Source organism: Caballeronia sp. LZ034LL, from assembly GCF_031451215.1.
Classification (GTDB): domain Bacteria; phylum Pseudomonadota; class Gammaproteobacteria; order Burkholderiales; family Burkholderiaceae; genus Caballeronia.
In genome coordinates this window covers 582,617-604,359 of sequence record NZ_JARUXR010000002.1, presented here as the reverse complement: position 1 = coordinate 604,359, position 21,743 = coordinate 582,617, and the positions used below count along the sequence as shown (strand labels likewise).

At 63.0% G+C, this 21,743-nt stretch carries 19 protein-coding genes and 2 pseudogenes; 9 read left to right on the top strand and 12 right to left on the bottom strand.

What is annotated here, in order from left to right; genetic code table 11:
* Nucleotides 1-11 precede the first annotated feature (11 nt).
* On the bottom strand, nt 12-1,952 hold the full coding sequence (locus QCE83_RS17105) for a hypothetical protein (protein WP_404985218.1): 1,941 nt from the start codon (nt 1,950-1,952) through the stop codon (nt 12-14).
* Between the two features lie 413 nt (nt 1,953-2,365).
* Between QCE83_RS17105 and QCE83_RS17100 the strand changes: the two genes are divergently transcribed.
* Nucleotides 2,366-3,013 (top strand): isochorismatase family protein, encoded by a 648-nt coding sequence (locus QCE83_RS17100; RefSeq protein ID WP_309813186.1) that lies wholly within the window; start codon nt 2,366-2,368, stop codon nt 3,011-3,013.
* Between the two features lies 1 nt (nt 3,014).
* Here QCE83_RS17100 and QCE83_RS17095 read toward each other — a convergent pair whose 3' ends face one another.
* On the bottom strand, nt 3,015-3,533 hold the full coding sequence (locus QCE83_RS17095) for a cytochrome P460 family protein (protein ID WP_309813182.1): 519 nt from the start codon (nt 3,531-3,533) through the stop codon (nt 3,015-3,017).
* A gap of 183 nt (nt 3,534-3,716) precedes the next feature.
* Between QCE83_RS17095 and QCE83_RS17090 the strand changes: the two genes are divergently transcribed.
* On the top strand, nt 3,717-5,363 hold the full coding sequence (locus QCE83_RS17090; protein ID WP_309813179.1) for an ATP-binding cassette domain-containing protein: 1,647 nt from the start codon (nt 3,717-3,719) through the stop codon (nt 5,361-5,363).
* 30 nt (nt 5,364-5,393) lie between these two features.
* On the opposite strand, the gene QCE83_RS17085 is transcribed toward QCE83_RS17090, so the two are convergent.
* On the bottom strand, nt 5,394-5,630 hold the full coding sequence (locus QCE83_RS17085) for a hypothetical protein (protein WP_309813176.1): 237 nt from the start codon (nt 5,628-5,630) through the stop codon (nt 5,394-5,396).
* Between the two features lie 73 nt (nt 5,631-5,703).
* Here QCE83_RS17085 and QCE83_RS17080 point away from each other — a divergent pair, with 73 nt between their 5' ends.
* The 4 genes from QCE83_RS17080 (at nt 5,704) to QCE83_RS17065 (ending at nt 10,000) form a co-directional block, all read left to right on the top strand.
* The gene (locus tag QCE83_RS17080; RefSeq protein WP_309813172.1) at nt 5,704-6,579 is read left to right on the top strand and encodes a LysR family transcriptional regulator; all 876 of its coding nucleotides are present in this window, start codon (nt 5,704-5,706) and stop codon (nt 6,577-6,579) included.
* A gap of 120 nt (nt 6,580-6,699) precedes the next feature.
* Nucleotides 6,700-7,716 (top strand): succinylglutamate desuccinylase/aspartoacylase family protein, encoded by a 1,017-nt coding sequence (locus QCE83_RS17075; protein ID WP_309813168.1) that lies wholly within the window; start codon nt 6,700-6,702, stop codon nt 7,714-7,716.
* Between the two features lie 29 nt (nt 7,717-7,745).
* Nucleotides 7,746-9,107 carry an MFS transporter gene (locus tag QCE83_RS17070; protein WP_309813165.1) on the top strand — a complete coding sequence of 454 codons (1,362 nt, stop codon included), beginning with the start codon at nt 7,746-7,748 and terminating at the stop codon, nt 9,105-9,107.
* Between the two features lie 17 nt (nt 9,108-9,124).
* On the top strand, nt 9,125-10,000 hold the full coding sequence (locus QCE83_RS17065) for an MBL fold metallo-hydrolase (protein ID WP_309813163.1): 876 nt from the start codon (nt 9,125-9,127) through the stop codon (nt 9,998-10,000).
* Between the two features lie 17 nt (nt 10,001-10,017).
* Here the strand turns inward: QCE83_RS17065 and QCE83_RS17060 are convergent, their stop codons facing one another.
* A complete protein-coding gene (locus QCE83_RS17060; RefSeq protein ID WP_309813162.1) occupies nt 10,018-10,890 on the bottom strand; it encodes a DMT family transporter in 873 nt (290 codons plus the stop codon).
* A gap of 134 nt (nt 10,891-11,024) precedes the next feature.
* On the opposite strand from QCE83_RS17060, the gene QCE83_RS17055 reads away from it, so the two are divergent.
* Both QCE83_RS17055 and QCE83_RS17050 read left to right on the top strand, forming a co-directional pair.
* The gene (locus QCE83_RS17055; RefSeq protein WP_309813161.1) at nt 11,025-11,876 is read left to right on the top strand and encodes a LysR substrate-binding domain-containing protein; all 852 of its coding nucleotides are present in this window, start codon (nt 11,025-11,027) and stop codon (nt 11,874-11,876) included.
* 115 nt (nt 11,877-11,991) lie between these two features.
* A pseudogene (locus QCE83_RS17050) lies at nt 11,992-12,465 on the top strand (helix-turn-helix domain-containing protein); the annotation flags it as partial.
* 12 nt (nt 12,466-12,477) lie between these two features.
* Here QCE83_RS17050 and QCE83_RS17045 read toward each other — a convergent pair.
* Nucleotides 12,478-13,593, bottom strand: coding sequence for an NADH:flavin oxidoreductase (locus QCE83_RS17045; RefSeq protein WP_309813159.1), 1,116 nt, complete (start codon nt 13,591-13,593; stop codon nt 12,478-12,480).
* Between the two features lie 105 nt (nt 13,594-13,698).
* On the opposite strand from QCE83_RS17045, the gene QCE83_RS17040 reads away from it, so the two are divergent.
* Nucleotides 13,699-14,592 carry a LysR family transcriptional regulator gene (locus QCE83_RS17040; RefSeq protein ID WP_309813157.1) on the top strand — a complete coding sequence of 298 codons (894 nt, stop codon included), beginning with the start codon at nt 13,699-13,701 and terminating at the stop codon, nt 14,590-14,592.
* Between the two features lie 61 nt (nt 14,593-14,653).
* Here QCE83_RS17040 and QCE83_RS17035 read toward each other — a convergent pair whose 3' ends face one another.
* From QCE83_RS17035 to QCE83_RS17005, 7 genes and pseudogenes are all read right to left on the bottom strand, one after another.
* Nucleotides 14,654-16,444 (bottom strand): ShlB/FhaC/HecB family hemolysin secretion/activation protein, encoded by a 1,791-nt coding sequence (locus QCE83_RS17035; RefSeq protein WP_309813155.1) that lies wholly within the window; start codon nt 16,442-16,444, stop codon nt 14,654-14,656.
* Nucleotides 16,445-16,648: 204 nt separating this feature from the next.
* Entirely contained in the window at nt 16,649-17,719 is a 1,071-nt protein-coding gene (locus tag QCE83_RS17030) for a hemagglutinin repeat-containing protein (RefSeq protein ID WP_309813152.1), read from the bottom strand.
* The gene (locus tag QCE83_RS17025) at nt 17,698-18,054 is read right to left on the bottom strand and encodes a hypothetical protein (RefSeq protein WP_309813149.1); all 357 of its coding nucleotides are present in this window, start codon (nt 18,052-18,054) and stop codon (nt 17,698-17,700) included. The genes QCE83_RS17030 and QCE83_RS17025 overlap by 22 nt, the downstream gene beginning before the upstream one ends.
* Nucleotides 18,055-18,064: 10 nt before the next feature.
* Nucleotides 18,065-18,685, bottom strand: a complete 621-nt coding sequence (locus QCE83_RS17020) for a hypothetical protein (RefSeq protein ID WP_309813146.1) — start codon at nt 18,683-18,685, stop codon at nt 18,065-18,067.
* Nucleotides 18,686-19,121: 436 nt separating this feature from the next.
* Entirely contained in the window at nt 19,122-19,562 is a 441-nt protein-coding gene (locus QCE83_RS17015; RefSeq protein WP_309815428.1) for a polymorphic toxin type 22 domain-containing protein, read from the bottom strand.
* Between the two features lie 120 nt (nt 19,563-19,682).
* Nucleotides 19,683-21,308: pseudogene (locus QCE83_RS17010) on the bottom strand (hemagglutinin repeat-containing protein); the annotation flags it as partial.
* 24 nt (nt 21,309-21,332) lie between these two features.
* The gene (locus QCE83_RS17005) at nt 21,333-21,713 is read right to left on the bottom strand and encodes a barstar family protein (RefSeq protein WP_309813143.1); all 381 of its coding nucleotides are present in this window, start codon (nt 21,711-21,713) and stop codon (nt 21,333-21,335) included.
* Nucleotides 21,714-21,743 lie beyond the last annotated feature (30 nt).

The following is a 21,743-nucleotide window of genomic DNA, read 5'->3' as shown; positions in this document are numbered from 1 at the left end:
CTCAGCCGGGTTTAATGCGTGTCCATGCGATAGCACTGCGGCGTGCCGCCGGCCGACGGACGCTGGTAGATCCACTGGTGGGCGTGACTGCCCGCGCGGCCGAGCGTCGAACTGAAGGTGACGGCCTTGCCGAAGGCGCCGCTGCCGGTGCTGTGCGCTTCGATCACGAGCGGCGCGAGCGCGGGGTCCATGCGGGCGGTATCGGCGTCGATGATGCGGCGAACGTGGGACAGATTCTGCCCGTACCAGTCGCCCTTCGAGCTTGCCGTCACCGCGACGAACGGCCGGTAGGCGGGGCCGGCATAGTGGCTGTCGACGATCATCCATGGGTTCTTGTCGTCGCCTGTGCCGGTGCCGAGTTCGCTCGGCGGGTAGGGCAGATACGAGGCGAGATCGGCGCCGAGACGCGAATCCGCCGAGCCCAGACGGGCCGGGTCGAAGCGCCAGCCTTCCGGACCATTGCGAAGATCGTTGAAGCGCTTGCCGGTCCAGGTGACGACGTGCGACACAGGCGCCGCGCCCACGACGTTCGACAGCGGGCTGTCGGATGGCACTGTGGACGTTGCCGTGATGTACAGCAGATCGCCCGGCTTCAGGTAGGCAAGCAGGCTCGTCACGTTGTCGTGGTTGATGTCGAGCAGCACGCCCGGTTGTTCCTGGCCCGACACCGACACCGGATCCGCGCCGGTCGAGCAGGCCTGCGTGCCGATGCCGGTCTCCAGGTTGCCGCCTTGGTGCGTGATGCCCGAGAAGTTGTACACCCACGAGGTGAAGTCGGAACAGTCGACGCCTTGCCAGTTGGTGTCGTCGTGCTTCAGCGCGGTCAGGCTCTGCGACCGGTCGCGGTTGCGATACGCGGTGCAGGTCATGCCCGAACTGTCGCCACCCGAGGTACTGCCGGACGACGAGTTGCGGAACTTGAGCGGCGGCGTCCAGCCCGGGATGTGATGATGGCAGTAGTTGAGCCCCTGATCGACCCAGTAATTTTCCACGGCCATCAGCAATTCACGCTGGAACGTGCCGGTGTCGCTGCTGCACGAGGCGGTGGTGATGGCGCCATAAGTCGCGGCGCGCGGCCCCCATGAACCGCCGTTCCCGAAGTCCTTCCAGTTGGCGGCGGTCACGCCGTGTGTGTTGTTGCCCGTCTGCGCCTGCACTTCATCCTGGCGGGTCCTGAAAAGCGCGCCGTGCTGCGCGAGCAATGCGTCGCGGTCGGTGCATGCCGCGCCGCTGACGGTGATCGCGTCGGGCTTGCCGGGCAGCACGTTTCTCAGCGCCGCGAGCGAAGCTATGCCTGAGCGGTTGCGCGCGCCCTTGACATAGTCGGCGGCGCCCGCGGTGATCGCGCAATTGCCGCCGGCGGGCGCGGCGAGGGTGCCGTCGGTTGCGGTGTCGCCTGCGCCGGCGTGGCAATCGGTCAAAGTTTCGCCATTGCCCGACTGCGCAACGATGTTCATCGTGCTGGCCGCGATGGAGATGCCGGCCGTCGTGCGGCTTTGCGATTCCGCGCCGAGCGCGAGCGCCATCTTCGCGCCGTCGGTGATGTCCGTCGAAGCGCCGGCCTGCACGAAGACCGGCGCGGTCTGTTGCACGTCGATGTCGCCGGCGAAGGCATTCACGCGCGCAATCGCGGCGGCGATGTTGCCGGCGCTGAGGCCGCCCGCCGCGCGCGCATCCGCGACGATCGCATTCGAATATGCCGAGACGATCATCTGCGACGGCGCATTCAGGTAGACCGCGTCGATCTCACTCGTCATGGTCGCGTTCGAGCCGGTCGCTTCTTCCTGATAGGTGCCGCCGCTCACGCGTACCAGCACCGGATAGCGCAGTGCCGGTTTGACGACGAAGGTGCCGTCCGCAGCGGTGGTCGCGCTGGCGACCGGGCGTTCGGACGCCGTGCCGTCGGCGGACAGCTCATGCACCGTCACCATTGCGTTCGCGACCGGGCCCATATACACGCCGCCGGAGGTCGTTGGGCCGGAGCCGCCGCCGCATGCGGCGAGAGACAGTGAAAATGCCGTGAGCGCGGCGCCGCTGATGAGAGTGGGTTTCAAGATCGAAAGCCGGTTGAACGTGAGGGAGCGGAGGCACGACGCAAGTCGGGCGAACCACGCGGCGTGCAGGACGGTTTTACCGCAAGCCCGGTCGTTCCTTTCCGTTGTCTGACGCCTGCTTTCGTTTACGGAAACGTGCCTCACAACTTGAGTCCGGTGATTCATCCTGAGGGCTTTCCCGCATGGCCGGTGAAGGTGTATCAGCCAGGCTAGCCGTACAACGCGTGCCTTTAGTTCGTTTGAAACGAGGACAGAATCTTTGCTATAACTGAATACGCATCTGCCCTTTACCTCTTGTAAAAGGACTTATGATGAATTTCGATCGAAGCGATACGGCGGTGGTCTTCATCGATCCGCAGAACGACGTTCTGAGTCCTTCCGGCAAGAACTGGGGCGCGGTAGGCGCAAGCGTCACGGAGAACAAGACCGTTGAAAACATGCTGAAGATATTCGCAGCGGCGAAAGCTTCAGACTTCAATGTCTTCATCTCGCCGCATTACTTCTATCCGACCGATCGTGCGTGGAACTTCAATGGTCCGCTGGAAGCCGACGAGTTCGCCACCGGCACGTTCTCGCGCGAGGGTGCGTTGAATCTGTCGGGTTTCCAGGGATCCGGCGCGGACTGGCTCGATGAATTCAAACCCTACATCGACGACGGGCGCACTGTCGTCGCGAGTCCGCACAAGGTCTTCGGGCCGCAAACCAACGACCTCGTATTGCAACTGCGCAAACGCAACATGCGCCGGGTGATCCTCGGCGGCATGCTCGCCAACATGTGTGTCGAGGCGCATTTGCGGGATCTGCTCGAACAGGGTTTCGAGGTGTGCGTCGTCGCCGATGCGACTGCCGGGCCTCGCCATCCCGTGTGGGGCGATGGCTACAAGGCCGCGATGATCAACTACGCGTTCCTCGCCCACGCGGTGGCGCCCACCGCCGAGGTCATCGCGGGAATGACCTGAGCTACTTCGAGTAAGTCGTGAAGACCTGGTCCGCGGCGGCCGGCAATTTCACGTGGCACGCAAAGCAGCTATTGATTATCTTCACGCTGGGATTGGCCTTGCCGTTCTCGAACTGCCCGTAGCCCCAGCCGCCCGTACTCGCGTAACGCTTCGAGTCCTTGACCTCGACCTGGACATTGGTGGGCGCGCCTGCAACAAACGACTGTTCACGGCCAAAGATGGCGTTGTTTCGATCCGATGAAACATACTCGTAGGCGAGCCGCACGATGATGGAGCCGTCGGGGAAGGGCAGCTTTCCTTCCTTGAGCGCTTTCATCGCAATGTCGTTGCCGAGGATGCCGCGAATATCGTTGTTGTTGCCGGCTTCATGCGCAACGCTGATGAATTGCCAGTCGCGATAGCCCGGAGGAAGCGCGACGCCGAACACCGGCGAGGTGCTCTCCTGGGCCGTGCCCGATAGCGGAAACGAAGCGGCAAGCGACGTCGATATCAACGCCAGGACGATCAGGTGTCGAGTCATCTCAAGGGTTCTCCGTAGCGAAGGCGCACCGTTCGAGCCGGTTCGAAACTAGTCTTGCGATCCACCCTTGTCAAGGTCAGGCCGTGCCGCACCCATGTCCCGACGCCCGGGCGTAAGCCTCGAATTTGACCGGTCCGCACGCCCGGTCGGCTATCATGCCTGTCCCCTCCGAAGTTGCCTCTTATGATTTCCGTCCGTAATGTCACGCTCCGCCGCGGCGTCAATGTCGTTCTCGACCGCGCATCCGTCACTTTTACTCCCGGCGAGAAGATTGGTCTGGTTGGCCGCAATGGCGCCGGCAAATCGTCCTTTTTCGGCCTTCTCAACGGCACGCTGCACGAAGACGGCGGCGAGTTCTCCATTCCGGCTGCTTGGAAAATGGGCCAGGTCGCGCAGGACATGCCGGAAACGGAGCAGAGCGCGACGGACTTCGTCATCGAAGGCGACACGCTGCTGCTCGCCGCGCAGGCCGAAGTCACCGCCGCCGAGGCCGACGACGACGGCATGCGCATGGCGCACGCCTACATGGCCTTGCACGACGCCGGTGCACACGATGCCCCCGCACGGGCCCAAGCGCTGATCCTGGGCCTGGGCTTCACGGCTGCGCAGCTCGAACAGCCGGTCAACAGCTTCTCGGGCGGCTGGCGCATGCGGCTGCAACTCGCGCGCGCACTGATGTGTCCGTCCGACCTGCTGCTGCTGGACGAGCCGACCAATCACCTGGATCTTGACGCGCTGGTCTGGCTGGAAGCATGGCTCAAGCGCTATCAGGGCACGCTGGTGGTCATCAGTCACGATCGCGAATTCCTCGACGCGGTGACTCAGGTGACGGTGCACGTCGACAATGCGAAGCTCGTGCGCTACGGCGGCAATTACAGCAAGTTCGAAGACATGCGCGCCGAGCAACTCGAGTTGCAGCAGGCCGCGATGGCAAAGCAGGCGGAGAAGATCGCCCACCTGCAGAAGTTCATCGACCGCTTCAAGGCCAAGGCCTCGAAGGCGAAACAGGCGCAGAGCCGGGTCAAGGCGCTTGAACGCATGGAGAAGATCGCGCCCGTGCTGGCCGACGCCGAGTTCACGTTCGAATTCAAGGAGCCGCTCAACGTTCCGAATCCGTTGCTGTCGATGTCGGAGGCGAGCTTCGGCTATCCGGCGCAGACCGGCACCGCGCCGACGGTCATCGTGCGCGGCATCAACCGCTCCGTGCTGGCCGGGCAACGCATCGGCATTCTGGGCGCCAACGGGCAGGGCAAGTCCACGCTGGTGAAGACGCTGGCGCACGAACTGGCGCCGATCGCCGGCGAGATCAGCGAAGGCAAGGGCCTCAACATCGGCTACTTCGCGCAGCAGGAACTGGATGTGTTGCGCCCGCTCGACACGCCGATGGAACACATGATCCGTCTTGCCCGGGACACGCCGCCGCATCTGCGTGCGCCCGGCCAGAGCGGCACCGAGCAATCGCTGCGCACGTTCCTTGGCACCTTCAATTTCAGTGGCGACACCGTGCATCAGGCGGTCGGCACGATGAGCGGCGGCGAAAAGGCGCGGCTCGTGTTGTGCATGATCGTGTGGCAGCGTCCCAACTTGCTGCTGCTCGACGAACCGACCAATCACCTCGACCTCGCCACGCGCGAAGCGTTGGGCATGGCGCTCAACGAGTTCGAAGGCACGGTGATGCTGGTCAGTCACGATCGATCGCTGCTGCGCGCCGTCTGCGACGAGTTCTGGCTCGTCACCAAGGGCGGCGTCGAGCCCTTCGACGGCGATCTCGACGATTACCAGCAGTTCCTGCGCGAGGAAGCGCGGCGGATGCGTGAGGAAGCGGCCTGAGCTAAGGTGTGCAGCGTGACAGGCCTTGTTTCAGGCAGGAATGTCGCGCACCACTTCGATCAAATCGGCACCGTTCATTTCATAGAAGAAGCCGTATAGCTGAACATGCTTGGGCACAGCGGGACTGTTCCGCAGCTCACGAAGGACGGTCGGACGCTGCGTTTCTTTTCCATGGTCACCACGGTGGGAACGCCGCAGACCGTTGCGGGGCAGGAGTTGAGGCTGGAGTGCATGCTGCCGGTCAATGCTGAAACCGAGCGGTTGCATCGGGCGCTGATGGACCAGGAGTCGAGCGCTCGCGGCTCACAAAGCAAAACGATCGGATCGGGCAGGAAATGACATGGAGCTTCGGCATCTTCGCTATTTCATCGCGGTCGCGGAGCTGCGCAGCGTGCGGGCCGCATCCGAGCACCTGCATGTGACGCAACCGGCGATATCGCGGCAAATCCAGGATCTCGAAGACGCGATTGGCGCAACGCTGTTCGAGCGGACATCGCGTGGCCTCAAGCTGACGCCGGCAGGCGACGCGTATCTGTCCGAGGCACGCGACATTCTCGAGCGCGTCGATACCGCCAATCGCCTCGCGCGCCGCATCGCGTCCGGCGTGCAAGGTCATCTGCGTATCGGCTTTGTCGAGAACGCTGCGTGGAGCGGCATCGTTTCGCGCGCGTTGAGCGCATTCGAACAGGCCGCCCCGGATGTCGCGCTCGAACTCACGCCGATGAACACGCCGGAGCAGCTCGAAGCGCTGGCCGCGGGACGCCTCGATGGTGGTTTTGCCTATCGCTTTGGCGCGCTGCCGGAAGGCATCGGGAGTGTGCATGTGCTCGACCAGAGCGTCGTGCTCGCCGTGCCGGAAGCATGGCCGCAGGGCAGCGCGGGCGCCGTCGACACGCAGGAGCTCGCTGGCAAACCGTTCATCGCGTTTCCGCGCCGCGTCTATCCCGCCTATTACGACCGCCTGCTTTCCGCATGCGCCGAACGGGGACTGACGCTCGATATCTGTCAGGAGGCATCGACGGAAACGGCGATTCTGTCGCTGGTATCGGCGGGACTGGGCGCGGCCATCGTCAACGCCGCGAATCGCGACCGGCCGCCCGCGCGCGTGCGCTTCGTCGAATTGCGAGATCTCTCCGTGTCCTTGCCGCTCGAATTCTGTTTCATCGCGCAGGAAGGCAATCCCGCGCTGCGGCGTTTCGTCGAACTACTGGGCTAGCGGCTCGACCGTTCGGCGAGTGATGCCTGGGAAGCATCACTCGCCGCAGAAAACGGCATTGGCCGGACGTTTTTTCATCGCCGATAGTAAAGACACCCCCAGCTCTTTACCGATCGCGCCATGTCCACATCCGCCTCGCTCATCGCCACCGACCTCGACTTCGAACGAACCGGCTTCCAGACGGGAACGCTGCGTCTGCCGTATTCACACGACCGCTCGGCATACGGCCACGTGCCCATTCCGCTCGCCGTGCTCAACGCCGGCGCCGGCACGGGTCCGACCATCCTGCTGACAGGCGGTAATCACGGCGACGAGTACGAGGGCCCCGTCGCACTGATGAAGCTGATGCAGCACATGCCGTCGATGTCGATACGTGGCCGCCTGATCGTGATTCCCGCGCTGAACTTTCCGGCCTTCATCAACGGCACACGCACGTCGCCGATCGATCGCGGCAACCTGAACCGGCTGTTCCCTGGGACGCGCAACGGCTCGCCGACGGAAATGATCGCGCATTACGTGGAGACCGAACTGCTGCCGCGCGCCGATGTCGCGATAGACCTGCATGCCGGCGGCGCATCTTTCGAACACGCACCGACGCTGCTTGCGTCGCCGCCCGTCGAACCCGAGCGGCGCGCGTTGTATATGGATCTGGTCCGTGAATTCGGCGCACCGCACACGATGATCATGGACCTGCTCGGCGAGGACCGCACCATGGCAGCGGCTGCCGAACGTCACGGCAAGCTCTTTCTGTGCGGGGAATTCGGTGGACATGCCGGCTGCGATGCGGCGAACCTTGCGCTCGTCGAAAGCGGCTTGCAGCGCGTCTTGCAGCGGCTGGACGTGATACCGGATGCCGCGGTCGCGGCGCCGCGCACGACGCGCTTTATGCGAGTAGAAGGGGCACGCCATTACGTGTACGCGCCGCTTGCCGGTGTTTTCGAACCGGCGTTCAGACTCGGCGATCAGGTGCGCGAAGGTCAACTCGCCGGACGCCTGTTCGATCCGCATCGCCCGTGGCAGGCCCCGCTCGATCTCGCGTTTCATGGCGACGGCATCGTGATGTGCATGCGGACTTTCGCACGCGTCGAACCCGGCGACTGCATCGCGCTGCTCGCTTCCGAAACGAATGCCGACTGAGCCACGTTCATCAACCCCGGGAACCGTATATGAGCGATCACTCCATGTCGAGCCAGCCCGCTGCCGACGCCGCACGCATGAAGCCCGACGCAAGCATGGGCCATCCCGTGTATATCGTGCTGCTGTTCTTCGTCTGCTTCGCGTTTTCGTATCTGGACCGCCAGGTCGTCAGCATTCTCGTGCAGCCCATCAAGCAGTCGCTTGCGCTGACCGATACGCAAATCGGCTTGCTGCAAGGGTTTTCGTTCACGATCTGTTATGCCACGGCGGGTGTGTTCGTCGCGCGCCTCGTCGATCGCGGCAACCGCGTCAAGCTCATTGCTGCATGCATCGCGATCTGGGCAATCTCGACGGCGGCGTGCGGCTTCGCGACCAACTTCACGGAACTGCTCGTCGCGCGTGCGGGAACCGCAGTCGCCGAGGCCGCGCTGAGCCCCGCCGCGCTGTCCATCTTCAGTGATATCTTTGCACCGCGCCGTGTCGCGCGCGCGAGCAGCGTCTTCATGCTCGGGCCGTACGTCGGCGGCGGCGCTGCGTTGTTCGGCGGGGGCATGCTGTTGTCGGCAGCGGCGGATCATCGCAACGCGTGGCTCAGTGCGTACGGCCTGGCGCCGTGGCAAGCGGTGTTCGTTGCAGTCGGTCTGCCAGGTCTGTTGCTGGCCGCGCTGGTGGCGTTCACGGTCCGCGAACCGGCGAGACGCGAGGCGGTCCCGCACGGCGCACACAGGCACGACGAGATGCCCTCGCTGCGCGACGTCCTTGTCGAACTGTTTGTGCGCAACCGCTTCTGCCTGCCGTACTTTGCGGCTTATGTCGCGCTGATCACGCTGTTCTATTCGCATGCCGCGTGGTTCCCGACCTTGCTGATGCGGCAGTTTCACCTCGCACCGAAAGTAGTCGGACAGATGGCGGCACCCGCGTACATGATCGGCGGCATGCTCGGGGTCGGATGTGCGGGTCTGCTCGCGACCCGCGTCACCGACGACACCGCTATGCGCAAGGTGCTCGGCTTCTCCGCATGCGCTGTTGCATTGCTGGCGCCTGCTGCCATTGCGATGCCGCTCGTCGCCAGCAGCGAGCTTGCGCTCTTGCTCTATGGCGTCAGCGCATTGACGGCCAGTATCGCGATGGGACTGGCGCCTGTGCCGCTGCAGATCGCCATGCCCAATCGCATGCGGGGCCGTTCGCTTGCTTTGCTTGTCTTCGTGACCAATGCGATCAGCGGCGGTGTTGGGCCGCTTTCGGTCGGCTATCTCAACGAGCGCCTGGGAGCGACTGGCGCCAGCCTCGGCATGTCGCTGGCGATAGTCGGCGGCGCATCGGCGCTCGCAAGCGCCATGCTCTATGCGCTGGCGACTCGCAGAGTGATCATGAGGCTTTCACATTGTTGACCGGAGGACGCCAGGCCATGAAACCCGCTTCGCAAGTCCATCATGTCGGCGCTGCGACCATCACGCGTGTCGATGAAACCAGCTTCGCGCTCGCACCGGACCTGCTGTTTCCCGCGTGGAATGCGGACCACGGACGAGCACTGGCCGAGCGCTTCTCCACTGACACGCTCGACCTGGCCCATGCGCGCGTGCCGCTGAAGACCCATCTCTGGGTCGTCGAAATCGATGGCATGACGATCGTCGTCGATACGGGAATCGGCAATGGCAAGTCGCGTCCATTCAGCGCGCTGTTCGACATGCTCGACAACCCCGTGCTCGAACGTCTCGAAGCAGCGGGCTGTGCGCGAGACAGAGTGGATTACGTGTTGCTCACGCATTTGCATGTGGATCATGTGGGCTGGAATACGCATTGGCAGGACGGCCGCTGGGCGCCGGTGTTTCCGCACGCGTCGTACGTATTCGGCGAGCGCGAACGTGATTTCCTGCTCGGGCCGGAAGGCGAATCGCGCCGCAGGGTGTTCGAGGACAGTGTGCTTCCCGTTATCGAGTCGGGTCAGGCGCGTGTGGTACCGGACCAGGGCGAAGAGATTCTCGACGGCATCCGTTTCCTGCCGACCTTCGGCCACAGTAGCGGGCACATGGCGATCGAGATCCGTTCGCGCGGCGAAACAGCGCTCTTCTCTGGCGATGTGATGCACAGTGCGGTGCAGGTGCATCGACCGGAATGGGATTCGATGTTCTGTCTCGACCGGCAGCAGGCGCGTGCCTCGCGCATGCGTCTGCTGGAACATGCAGCGGATACGGGCGCCACCGTATTCGCAGCGCATTTCGCCGAGACCTCAGCGGGAACCGTGACGCGAACCGCGCAAGGATTCGAGTGGCGTTATGCGTGAACGAATGCCATGTCCGGTCAGGCAGCATTGCCACTGCGGCGATTCACGACAAGAAGTATTCCCGCGCCGGAAATCAGCGTGCCCAATCCCATCAGCCACGATAGCGGCTCGCCGAACATGACATGTGCCCAGATCAGCGTGACGGGCGGACTCAGGAACAGCACGCTCGTTACGCGCGTAGACGAGGACCGCCGCAGACATGTCCAATAAAGGCCACAGCCGCCGAGGGTGGCGAGGATGGCAGTCCACGCGACGCTCGCCGCGAACCCGGCGGACAGGATCGGGGTGATCGGGCCTTGAGACGCCTGCAACGCGAGAAAGATCGGGCACGATACGACGCTCTGCAACCAGAGCATGCCGAGCGGACTCAGGGTGTCGCCACGCGAAGACCGCTGCTGCCAGACGGTGCCCGCCGCGAGCGACAGCATTCCCGCGACCGGCAGAGCATAGACCCATGCGGGCGCTTGACCGAGGGAAAGGGCATCGCGACAGACGACCAGCGTCCCCGCGAGACCGAGTCCCAAGCCCGCCCACACGATAGCCGGGCTACGCTCGCGATACAGACAAGTGGAAATCAGCACCACGCCCACCGGCAGCAGATCAGCGATGAGCGCAGCAAGACCGGCGGGCACACCAAGCTGAACGCCGCCCGCGACGCCTGCGAGATAGCCCGCCATCGCCAATACGCCGATACAGGCCTGGCGGACCAGCACGGGTCGTGCGGTGCGCCGCATCTCGCGCGCCACGAACGGAAACAGGGCGATGGAGAGCGCGACGAAGCGCCATAACGTGACCAGATAGACCGGCGCGTAGTCCGCCGAAAACCGCATGCCGATAAAGCCCGAACTCCATGTGAGCACCATCGCCGCTTCGAGCAGCGGGAGCGGCACGGCGTTTCGTTGCGATGCGCGTTGGTTCGTACAGGTGGTCTCCATGTGCCCACATTAGCGCGCCGCTGTCATTTCGAAAATTAAAATATACTGATCCGGTTGTTCAAGAACGTTAAACCAACCGGAACCTTGCGATGACCACGGTGCTAGACATCGAACTGCTGCGGACTTTTCATGCGGTTGCGCGGCTGGGCCGCTTCCGGGCCGCGGCGGAGCACGTCAACCGGAGCCCGGCGGCGGTGAGCCTGCACATCCAGCGCCTCGAAGCCGCGACGGGCGGCCGGCTGCTGGAGCGGGACAACCAGTCGGTCACGCTGACCGTGCTGGGCAAGCGGCTGCTGTCGAGCACGAGCGAGTTGCTCACGGCTCACGACCGGATCGTCGACGAGATCAAGGGAAAGCGGCTGGCGGGTCGCGTCGTGCTCGGCATCCCCGACGAATACGCGGCTCATGTGATTCACGACATCCTGCCGGACTTCGCGACCCGCTGGCCTGACGTCGTGCTCGAAGTCAAGGCCGCGCCGAGCTACAAGCTTCGGGATCAACTCGCGCGCGGCAAGCTCGACGTGGCGATCTTTGTTCAACCGGCGCACCGCAGCAGATCCGCGCACGTCTTGACCCTCACGACGCCCGTCTGGGTCGGCAGTCCGACCTTTGCTCTCGACGATACCCGTCCGGTCCCATTGGCGCTCTATGCCGAGCCCTGTCCCTACCGGTTGGCGATGACGGAGGCACTGGAAGCCGCGGGGCGCAAGTGGCGCGTGGTGCTCGCAAGCGGATCGACGCATGTCATCAAGGCATGCGTGGAATCCGGACTCGCGGTGACCTTGCTCGACCGTGCACGCGTGACGGCGGACATGCGCGTGCTGGACGGCCTTCCACATGTAGGCGACCACGAAGTCGTGTTGATGCGCAATGACACTGGACGCGCGACCGAGGCGATCGATCTGCTCATGTCGGCGCTACGGCAGCAGTTCCGGCTTTAGAGCGGGCCAGTGCGGCGCATGATGCGCGTCGGGCACCATGCGCTTGACTACGCTTCAGTTACTCGCCGGCTCGTGCAGGCACCCTCGACAGAAGCGGCCCCAGACCTTCGGCGCGGACAATCTGGGCGGGTTTGCGATAATGAACGCGCTGTCGGCGGCGTTGTTCGCGTTGACCTTGCGCGTGGCGAGCGAGTCAGGCGAAGCGCCTGTCGGACTGCTCGCGGTCGCGGGGAATCCGCGTCTCTCTCCCGCGCTCGCAGCGATTGCCGGCGACCCGGCTCGGCCATGGACGCTGCCTGAATTGGCGAGCCTTTGCAGCATGTCGCGTGCGACCTTGATCCGGCACTTCCAGGACAAGCTGGGCCGTTCGCCGAATGACCTGCTGACGGACATCCGCATGGCGCTGGCGGCCAACGAACTGAAGAGGCCAGGCGTTTCGACTGAAGCCGTGGCCGAAGCAGTCGGCTATCAGTCGGTCGCCGCATTCCGCCGTGCCTTCGGCCAGCGGCTCGGCATGACGCCGGCGGACTGGCGGCGTGTGCAGCAAGAAAAGCAACGCGCGGCGCCCCCGTCAGCGGAGGCGCAATAAACTGCCGCGCTCTCACGCGACGGTCTGCATCGCGAGTTCTTCAGGCTTGATGCTGGCGACAGGATGAAGGATGGAACTGTCGAATGACCGCGGCTCGCCGTGGCGTTCGAGCAGCTTCGGCAAGTCGGGATTCGCCAGTGCGCCGCGTCCGACCGTCACCAGATCCGCTCCTGACATCAGGGCGTTTTCGATGCGCTCAACCGTATGCAACCCGCCGTTCGCGAGGATCGTCACGGCAGGCGCGTAGCGCCGTGCCAGTGTGACAAGGCTTTCATGCGTGCCTTCGAATGCCGGCTGCCAGGCCTCGAACTCGGTGACGTGAATGAAGTTGACGCCTGCATCGGCTAGCGTGCCGAAGATCGCTTCGGCATCCGCCTCGCCGCCTGACCACTTCGCATGAAAGTCGTTGACCTTGCCTTGCGAGATCCGGATACCCACGGGCACAGCCTGACCGATGTCGCGCCTGACGGCCGTTGCGACATCGACGAGCAATTGCACCCGAGCCTTCGTATCGCCACCCCAGCGGTCAGTGCGATGATTGGTGCCCGCCGTCAGGAACTGATCGAGAAGATAGCCGTTGGCGCCATGAATCTCTACGCCTGCGAAGCCCGCGATATTCACGGCACGTCGGGCCGCACTGACGAAGCCCTGGATGGCCTCGTCGATCTCGGTATCGGTCATTGCATGCGGCTCGGCATAGCGCCCCTGACCGAAGTAGAACGGCATCTGTTCGCCTGTCGGGCGAATGGCCGACGGCCCCACCGTGTGATCCCGATAGATGTTGCCTTGACTCAAGGCGCCCGCATGCATGAGCTGGGCGAAGACAGGGGTGCCGTGCTCCCGCATGTCGCGCGTGAGTGCCGACCACGCTTTTGCCTGTTCGTCGTCGGCCAGGCCCGGCTGGAACCGGTATCCTTGCGAGAACGCCTGATCGGTGTAGATGCCCTCGGTCGTGACGAGCCCGAAGCCGCCCAGCGCGAAGCGCTTGTAGTAGTCGAACATGGTCTGCGTCGGATGTCCGGATTCGGTGGCCGTGATGCGCGTCATCGGAGCCACGGCGATGCGGTTCCGTACCGCGATGCCGTTGCCGCTATACGGGGAATGGATGGCAGAGGTCGAGTGATTCATTTCGCTGCTCGTTCGGTGGGGAAGGTGACTGCATGGTAGGCGTCGCCCGCCGCAGGAAACAGAGCTCGAAGCGTGAAGCCGCCGTAACACTTCCGGATATAAACGATGTTCCTTCCTGACATACGAACCTTTCTCGCCGTGGTTTCGGCGGGAAGCCTCTCGGCAGCGGCCCGCCAGCTAAATGTAGTGCCCATGCAGGTGTCGCGCCGGATTGCCGTGCTCGAGGACGATCTGGGCGTGCGTCTGTTTCATCGGACGACTCGCTCACTGACCTTGACAGCCGAGGGTGAAGCGTTCGTTCCCTATGCACACGCAATGGTGGATGCAGAAGCAGGAGCGCGAGCCGATCTGAGTCCGCTGCCGGGCAAGGCGTCCGGCGTGTTGCGCATCACGGCGCCAAGCGGATTCGGGCAATCCGTTGTGTTGCCGATGCTTCCCGGCCTGCTGGAAGCGAATCCGGAGCTTCGTGTCGATCTCGATCTGTCCGATCGCCAGCTGGACATCGTAGGGCAGGGGCTTGATCTCGCATTGCGGATTGCGCCGTTGGAGGATTCGGAACTGGTGGCCCGGTTGGTGGTTCCCAATCTACGAATGATCTGTGCGTCGCCTGGGTATATCCGGAGGTATGGACGGCCAGCGAATTCGGCGGAATTGGAGCAGCACCGCTGCATTCGACTCGATTCGGTGGGAATGTGGCCGCTCATCGTCGATGGGGTGCGGATTCGCAAGCGCATTGATGGGCCTGTGGCGACGACCAGCGTGGAAGCGGCACGGACCGCAGCCGTGCAAGGGCTTGGGCTGGTGATGTTGAGCTATTGGGACGTTTTCAGGCAGCTCAATGATCATTCTCTCGTTGAGGTGCGGCTGGAAGATGCTGCGATGGAGGAACTATCGGTGTGGGCCGTCATTCCCAGCCGGCGGTATGTGCCGAATCGGGTGAATGTCTTTCTTGCTGCCCTGCAAGGGGAGGTTTTGAAGCTGGCTGGGCAGGGCGGGTGAGGGGGGACAGGTTTCTTTTAGCGAGCGCTTTCCGTGACTTTCGACGGCGGGGTGCGACGCCTTAGAGCTGCGCCGTCACCTGAAAACCGAACGTGACGCGCGCCGTGACGAGCGACGCCGGCTTATGGATTGGAGTCGCGGCAAACAGGTCATAACTCAAACCGCCGGCGTTGAACGGTAGGCCGCCGCGGATCCCGATCACGGCGCCGACCAGCTGCGTGCCGGCCAGAAACGCCGTATTCGGCCCGAAAACCCGCCCATAGTCGACGCCGGTGTAAAGAGACTGGCGGGTCTGTCCGAGCGGCGCCTGTACCTCATTGCGCCAGTAGAAACCGCGTTCGGCCGCGAGTATCTGTGCGCCGTCGAAGCCGCGCACCGTGTAGCGGCTGCCGATAGCGAGGTCGTCGACGTAGAACAGCCGATCAGCTGAGTACTGACCGCGGAAGCTCGTCACATAGCGCAAGGACTGTCCCGCCAGAACGAACGGCATGGAGAGGTTGAGATCGAGCACGGCCATCCGGTAGCGATACGTCGGGCCGCCTGGCTGGCTCGTCGAGGTCGCCGGAATCTGGGGAATTGGCGCCGGGTCGGGCGTCGCACCGAGGCCGCTGACGCCTTGCCGGTAGCCGAGCGAGGCGTCAAGCTGCGCGCCGCCGAAGTAGTGCCGGTCCGTCAGCCCGGCCTCGATGAAGGTGTTATTCCGGCGCTGGATCTCGATCTCGGTGTCGTTGATGAAGCTCGCGCCGAACCGCTTCGAGAGCTGCACATAGGCCCCGAGCACGTCGCTCTGGGAACGCCGCAGTACGCGCGCGATTCTGATTCCTGCCGTCTGCGAGTTGCCGCTCGACACAAAGGTTTGCGCGACGCCCGCGATCTGCTGATAGTACGTGCTCGAATAGCCGAACAGCGACGCCGTCCAGTAGCCCCACGGCACCGCATACGAGCCGGTGAAACCGTGCGAGCCGACTCCCTTGTCATCGAAGTAAAGGTCTTGCGACGCGCCGACGGTCAGGACGTCGTTCAGCCCGAGCGGGTTGTCCAGGCCGAGGCTGACATTGCCTTGGAGTTTGCCCGTCGCGCGACTGCCGGAATTGTCGATCGAGGCGACGAGCGTCCACGGCTTCGAGCGCTTGAGCGAAATCAGAATGTCGCTCTCACCGGGCCGGTCGGTCGGCTCGATTCTCATGTCGGCGTCCTGGCTCGCGGGCCGCTTCATCTGCTCGATGCCTTGCTCAAGCGCACGCACGTCGAGCAGGTCGCCTGGCCGTGCGGGATACGCAGAGCGCCACGACGCCCACGTGACGGGTTCAACGAAACGAATCTCGCGAATCACGCCGGGCATGAGCGCGAACGACAACGTACCGCTTGCGATGTCCTGCTCGGGCACGAGCACCCGCGTTGTCACGTAGCCGTGGCTTAGTATGGCCTGCCGCAGACCCTTCGTGAGCACCGCGATACCGTCGTGCCCGATGCATTGTCCGCGATAGTGCTCGGCCCACTCACGCGCGAATGCGAAGGGATCGAACGGCAACGCCGATGCACCTTGCGCGCGCGCGTTGTCTGATAGCGTATTCGGGACCATCAGCGCGAAAGTGTCGATGCGATAGCACTGCGCTTCGTGCGGCAAGTCGGGATAGGCCGTGACCGCCAGCACCGTCGAGCGCACGACCGGCGCGCGCATGGCCGCGTCACGTTGCTGTGCTTCGCGTTGCTGTTGCACCTGCTGGTTTTGCTCGGCGTTGGCGCGTACGGCCGCCGCTTCGTCCGCGATCGCCGGAGCTTGCTGCGCATGACTGGCGAGTGACACAAGGGCGGTAAGGGGAAGGGCCGTCAGGCGGTTATTTACCTTCATGTGGCTTGTTCGGACTGGTAAACCGGGCGCGCGGCGGGGCAAAGACTTCGAGGTCGCGCTTCCTGTGGGATACGCGAGAACTACTTTAGCGAAGCGGCGTTAGGTATGGAACACGCGAAGTCTGAAATCAGTTCGAGACGGCATGGCTTGCTTGCCAGCGTAGCCACGACGCCGCGCGGCGTCACTGCGCCATGATCAGATTCTTCAACCTAGTCGCGGCCATCCGAGTGCGCGAATCATGTTCAGCCCACCTTCATCCCACGATTCGGCGGTATCGAGATGAGCCTGCACGGCGTCAAGGTCGCCGAGCGCCTGCGCCGCCTCTGCGTCCTCGAGCGCACTATCGCGCGTCATATCGGCATACGCGCCGATACTCAGCGCCATCACTTGACTCGCCGCCTGCGCCGCCTGCATTGTGTCGGCTTGCTTGTTCAGGATCTCGTTCACGTCAGGCGTGCTCGCCACGGTCCCGTTCGTGTTCGTCATGTCGCGGCTCAGGCTCGCCACGTCCTGCGTCTGTCGATCCTTGTCCGCGATATGGACCGTGTCCGCGCTCACCGCGCTCTGGTCGCCGCTCCCATGCTGGCCGATCATCGACACCGGCACGCCTGAGCCTGGCACCGAAGCAGGGCCGACAGCCTTGTCGGAACCCGGACCCGGCGACAGGCCCACCGATCCGCCGATGCTGTTCGCCGAATAGTGCGAATGGTTGCCGACGTCCGCGAACGTCAGCGAACCGGTGGACAGACTGTTCTTCGCTGCGTCATCCGCCCCGGCGATGACCGCGCCTGTGAGCGCCGTATTGCCTTTGACCGACACGTCAAAGCCGCCGTCGCCCGCAACGAGCCCCGCCTGTTCACCGCCCGAGACGATTGCGACGCTATTCGCACCCGTAACGTGCGACGCGTTCTGAATTACTGCGTCGCTGTTGGCGTCGCCATGCGCGTTCGCCATGGCCGCCGATATGCCCAAGCCGTTCGAACCGACCGACACGCCTACGCTCGCGCTCTTGCTGCTGCTGGACTTGCGCGTCGACGCCGTATTGGTCGTGTTGACGACGTTCACTTGATTCTTGGCGGCGGGCAACACGGCGCTTGCGCTGATGCTCGAGCCGGCGATGTTCAGGTTTCGCTCGGTTGCCACGAATGCCGCCGAGCCGCCCGCGTTCACGGTTGAGCCGCGATGGATTGTCTGCGTCTCACTCGAATCGCTGTGGCTGCTGCTCGAATCGTGTCGGCCTGCTGGTTCAGAATTCAGCAGACCATCACAGGGCATTGACCGAAGTTCGTCGTAACGACATATGATTCAAATCCATTGACTTCCGGCAGGATTCGAATTCGCAGCGCGTTATCGAAAGAAATTGTTAGAACCGATTCGCTGTCGAATTCAGCACTGGAAACTCGATGATTTAGCACGTCGAATAGCAGCGTTGAGCTCCCAAGACGCTCGCCGTGTCCATGTTGCAGGTCTGAACCATTAATTCGCTCGAACGGGCATTGGATCAGGATTTGCGAGCCGTTAGAGAAAGTAAGCACCATCGAACCAACACCAATTGTCACTCCAGTAAGCTGGCCTTCGCGCAACTCATTCAAATCTTTCTCTTCTATCATGATGTCCTCTCTAGCGTTTCGGCGGCCATGAGTTTGGCGGGAGCGGAATATGCGTGTCCCACTTCGTTCCTGTTCCGCCTGTGGCGGGATTGATCGGTTGGCCGTCCCTTACCGAAATCCAGTAACCTTCTTGCAGGCCGGGCACGGGCGTCGTTCCCGGAGGCATTACGCGAATGTACGTACTTCCCGGCGCGCTCGGGACTGTTCCCGGCGGGTAGTAGATGGTACTTCCGGGCGATCTACCGTCACGGCTTTCCCAACTTGAAGGTATAACCGGTGCTTGCGGCGGATTTGAGAACGGTTGCAGATTCACTGGAATCTTCGGTGTTCCGCCAAGCGCCCCAACCGGCGGCCACAAGGTCGCCGCTCCATTGTCCGCTTGCTGAATGCTTCTCTGCCCAAGCGCCGCCCGCTCTTGGTCCAGAATCTTGCGAAGTTCCTTCTGGTCCTTCGCCGCCTGCGTCTCGTTCTTGTCGTTCTGCTGGTTGTACAGATTGATGTCTGACGCACCAGCCGCGCCTGCCGACCCGCCGACGATGCCATTGAGCGTGTTGCCGGCGAACTTGCCGAGTAGTTCGGAACCCGTTGCACTTGCGATACCGTCCGCAACATCTTTCGCGTGGGCCGCCATGTGCGAGACATGCCTGCGCCAGCAGCACCGCCTACTGCCCCGCCGATGCCACCAACACCCAGCCCGCCAACCAAGCTGCCGCCGATCACATGCATCGCGGTGCGGTTGTTCATTCCGCCTTCCGACCACGAATCGGCCGTGTCCAGACGGTATTGCATCGATTCAAGATCACCGCGCGCGTAGGCCAGTTTCGCGCTTTCGATCGCTTGATCGTGCTGCATGTCGGCTCAGGCTCCAGCACCTTGCACCACCAACTGATCCGCCGCCTGCATCGAGTCAGCCTGCTTGTTCAGGATTCTCAACTTAGAAGCTTTTCAATCAGCAACGCTCCCAAGATGGTTAGAACGATCGCGCCAAATATGTAGTAGGCGCGCCGTTCCCCCGGGCTCATGCGCTTCCACTCCTCGTCAGTGGGTCCTCTCATAAATCCTCCTCATTACTTAGAGCCTCCTATCGGAACGGAGTGGCCCCATGGAGTAACGCCAAACGTTAATCCCGACGGCGTTGTTACCCCGATCTCGATGGCCGTCGATCCTCCGTAGGCATGCGTGACCGCACTGAAGGCATTAACTTTCCATGGAGTGGGGATGGAAATGAAGGCTTGGTTACCATCTCCATTCATGAACGCATTTGTTGAGTTTGCATCGCGTGCACCGAAGATCCAGCCAAGGCTACCTGTAAAACCAGGGGCCCAAGAACCCGGTGGAAATGTCTGAGTTACGCCAGCGGACACGTATCGCGCCCCATCGTAAAGATTAACTGCGCCTCCGACACTGCCCGATAACGACGAAGCACCGACAGTCGCGTAATTCGGCGCTATTGCCCCCGACGCCTGCTGACCCAGATCACCCTGCGCCTGAATCGCAGCATTCAGCATGGCTGGGCTGCACTGAACCGTCCCCGGACAAGCCTGCGCAACAATGTCTCCTGGCCGCTTGCCTCTACCGAACGCAGAATTGGCCGTGCTGCCCTGGCCGTCAGCGTTGCCTGTGCTTCGATTGTAAAGATCCGCACTTGCCGCCGTGGCCGCGCCCGCACCACCGCCGACTATTGCACCACCAAGGCCCGCCAGCACGTTCGCCGCTGCATTGCCAATCGTCATCGAGCCAGTCGCATCTCCGACCCCATCGGCCAGACGGTTTAGATCTGGGGCGAACCTCGACGCCACGCCCGCGCCCGCCGCACCCGCCGCTGCCGTGCCGATACTGCCACCGCCAAGACCACCAATCAGACCACCACCGATCACGTGGAGCGCCACCCGATTGCTGCCACCTTCAGCCCAAGTCGCTGCACCTTCCTTGTCGTAGTTCGCCTGCGCGATATTGCGCTTCACATCCGCATACGCACCGATTCCCTGCGCCACCACTTGCCCCGCCGCCTGCGCGGCCTGCATCGTATCGGCCCGTTGGTTCAGAATCTCGTTTACGTCGGGCGTGCTCGCCACGGTCCCGTTCGTGTTCATCGTGTCGCGGCTCAGGCTCGCCACGTCCTGCGTCTGACGATCTTTGTCCGCGATATTGACCGTGCCCGCGCCCACCGCGCTACGCGTGGCCGAGCTCTGGTCGCCGCTCTCATTCTGGCCGATCATCGGCACCGGTCCACCCGAGCCCGGCACTGAAGCAGTGCCGACAGCCTTGTCGGAGCTCGTCCCCGGCGACAGGCCCACCGATCCGCCGATGCTGTTCGCCGAATAGTGCGAGTGGTTGCCGACGTCTGCGAACGTCAGCGTGCCGGTGAACAGGTTGTTCTTCGCCGCGTCCTCCGCGCCCGCGATGACCGCCCCCGTGAGCGCCGTATTGCCTTTGACCGACACGTCAAAGCCGCCGTCCCCCGCAACCAGCCCCGCCTGTTCCTTGACCTGCGCATAGTTCCCATCCGCGCGCCCGTTCTGTGCGCTGAAGCTCGCGCCGCCGCCGCCCTGACTGATCGAGAAGCCGCCGCCGGTGCTGCTCTGATGCGCCGCGCTGACGGTCGTATCCTGCACGCTCGCGATGTTCAGATTGCCGCCGACGTCCGCCGCGATCTGTCTTCCGGCGATCTGCGAGCCGATGACGTTCGTATCGCCGCCCGAGACGATCGCGACGCTATTCGCGCCCGTAACGTGCGACGCGTTCTGAATCAACGCGTCGCTGTTGGCGTCGCCGTGCGCGTTCGCCATCGCCGCCGATATGCCGAAAACGTTCGTGCCGAACGACACGCCTACGCTCGCGCTCTTGCTGCTGTTAGAGCTGCGCGTCGACGCCGTGTCGGTCGTGTTGACGACGTTCACTTGATTCTTGGCGGCGAGCAACACGTCGCTTGCGCTGATGTTCGAGCCGGCGATGCTCAGGTTTCCCTCGGTTGCCGCGAACGCCGCCGCGCCTCCTGCGTTCACAGACGAACCGCGATGGATTATCTGCGTCTCGCTCGAATCGCTGCGACTGCTGCTCGACCCGACGCTCAATTGAACGGCAATGCTCGGGTTCTGCATCAGCGCGCCGCCGGTCGCACCGGAGACGCCCATCGCCGCATTCCCCGCGGCCGCGATCGCGTGCAGCGTCGCCGCGCGCTAATTACCCGTGCTCGTGGAATGGCTGATAGTTTTGCCTTCCGAGTACGCGTTGTTGATCGCATGCGCCACCGATCGAAGTTAACTTTTGTCTTTTGCCTATGCCATTAGCGCTTCAACTCTATTTCGATCGCATGCGTTGAAGACCGCCTGTACAGAATGTTCCTCTCCTGGCTGCCAGTCTAGAATTGCATCGTGCAGAACTTCAAGATAAATCCTCATCTCAGACGACTCAAGTTCAGGCAACCGTTCATGCACGATGATGACTCGTTCCTGACTAATCCAATGGAAGTCTCTCAAACAATCGAAGAACGCATTCCAGTTAAACCCGAAATAACTTGGTAACGACAGCGACTGATAAAGCACGTCGAATAGTTCCTTCGGGGTCCGCAAACATCCGTCAATCCGACTTACGAGAGCGTTTTCGTCATTAAAATGATAAGCATTGTCCACAAAGACAAAAGCTTCCTTCATCGTCATAGCTTTCTTACCTTTGTACTGGTAAAAATG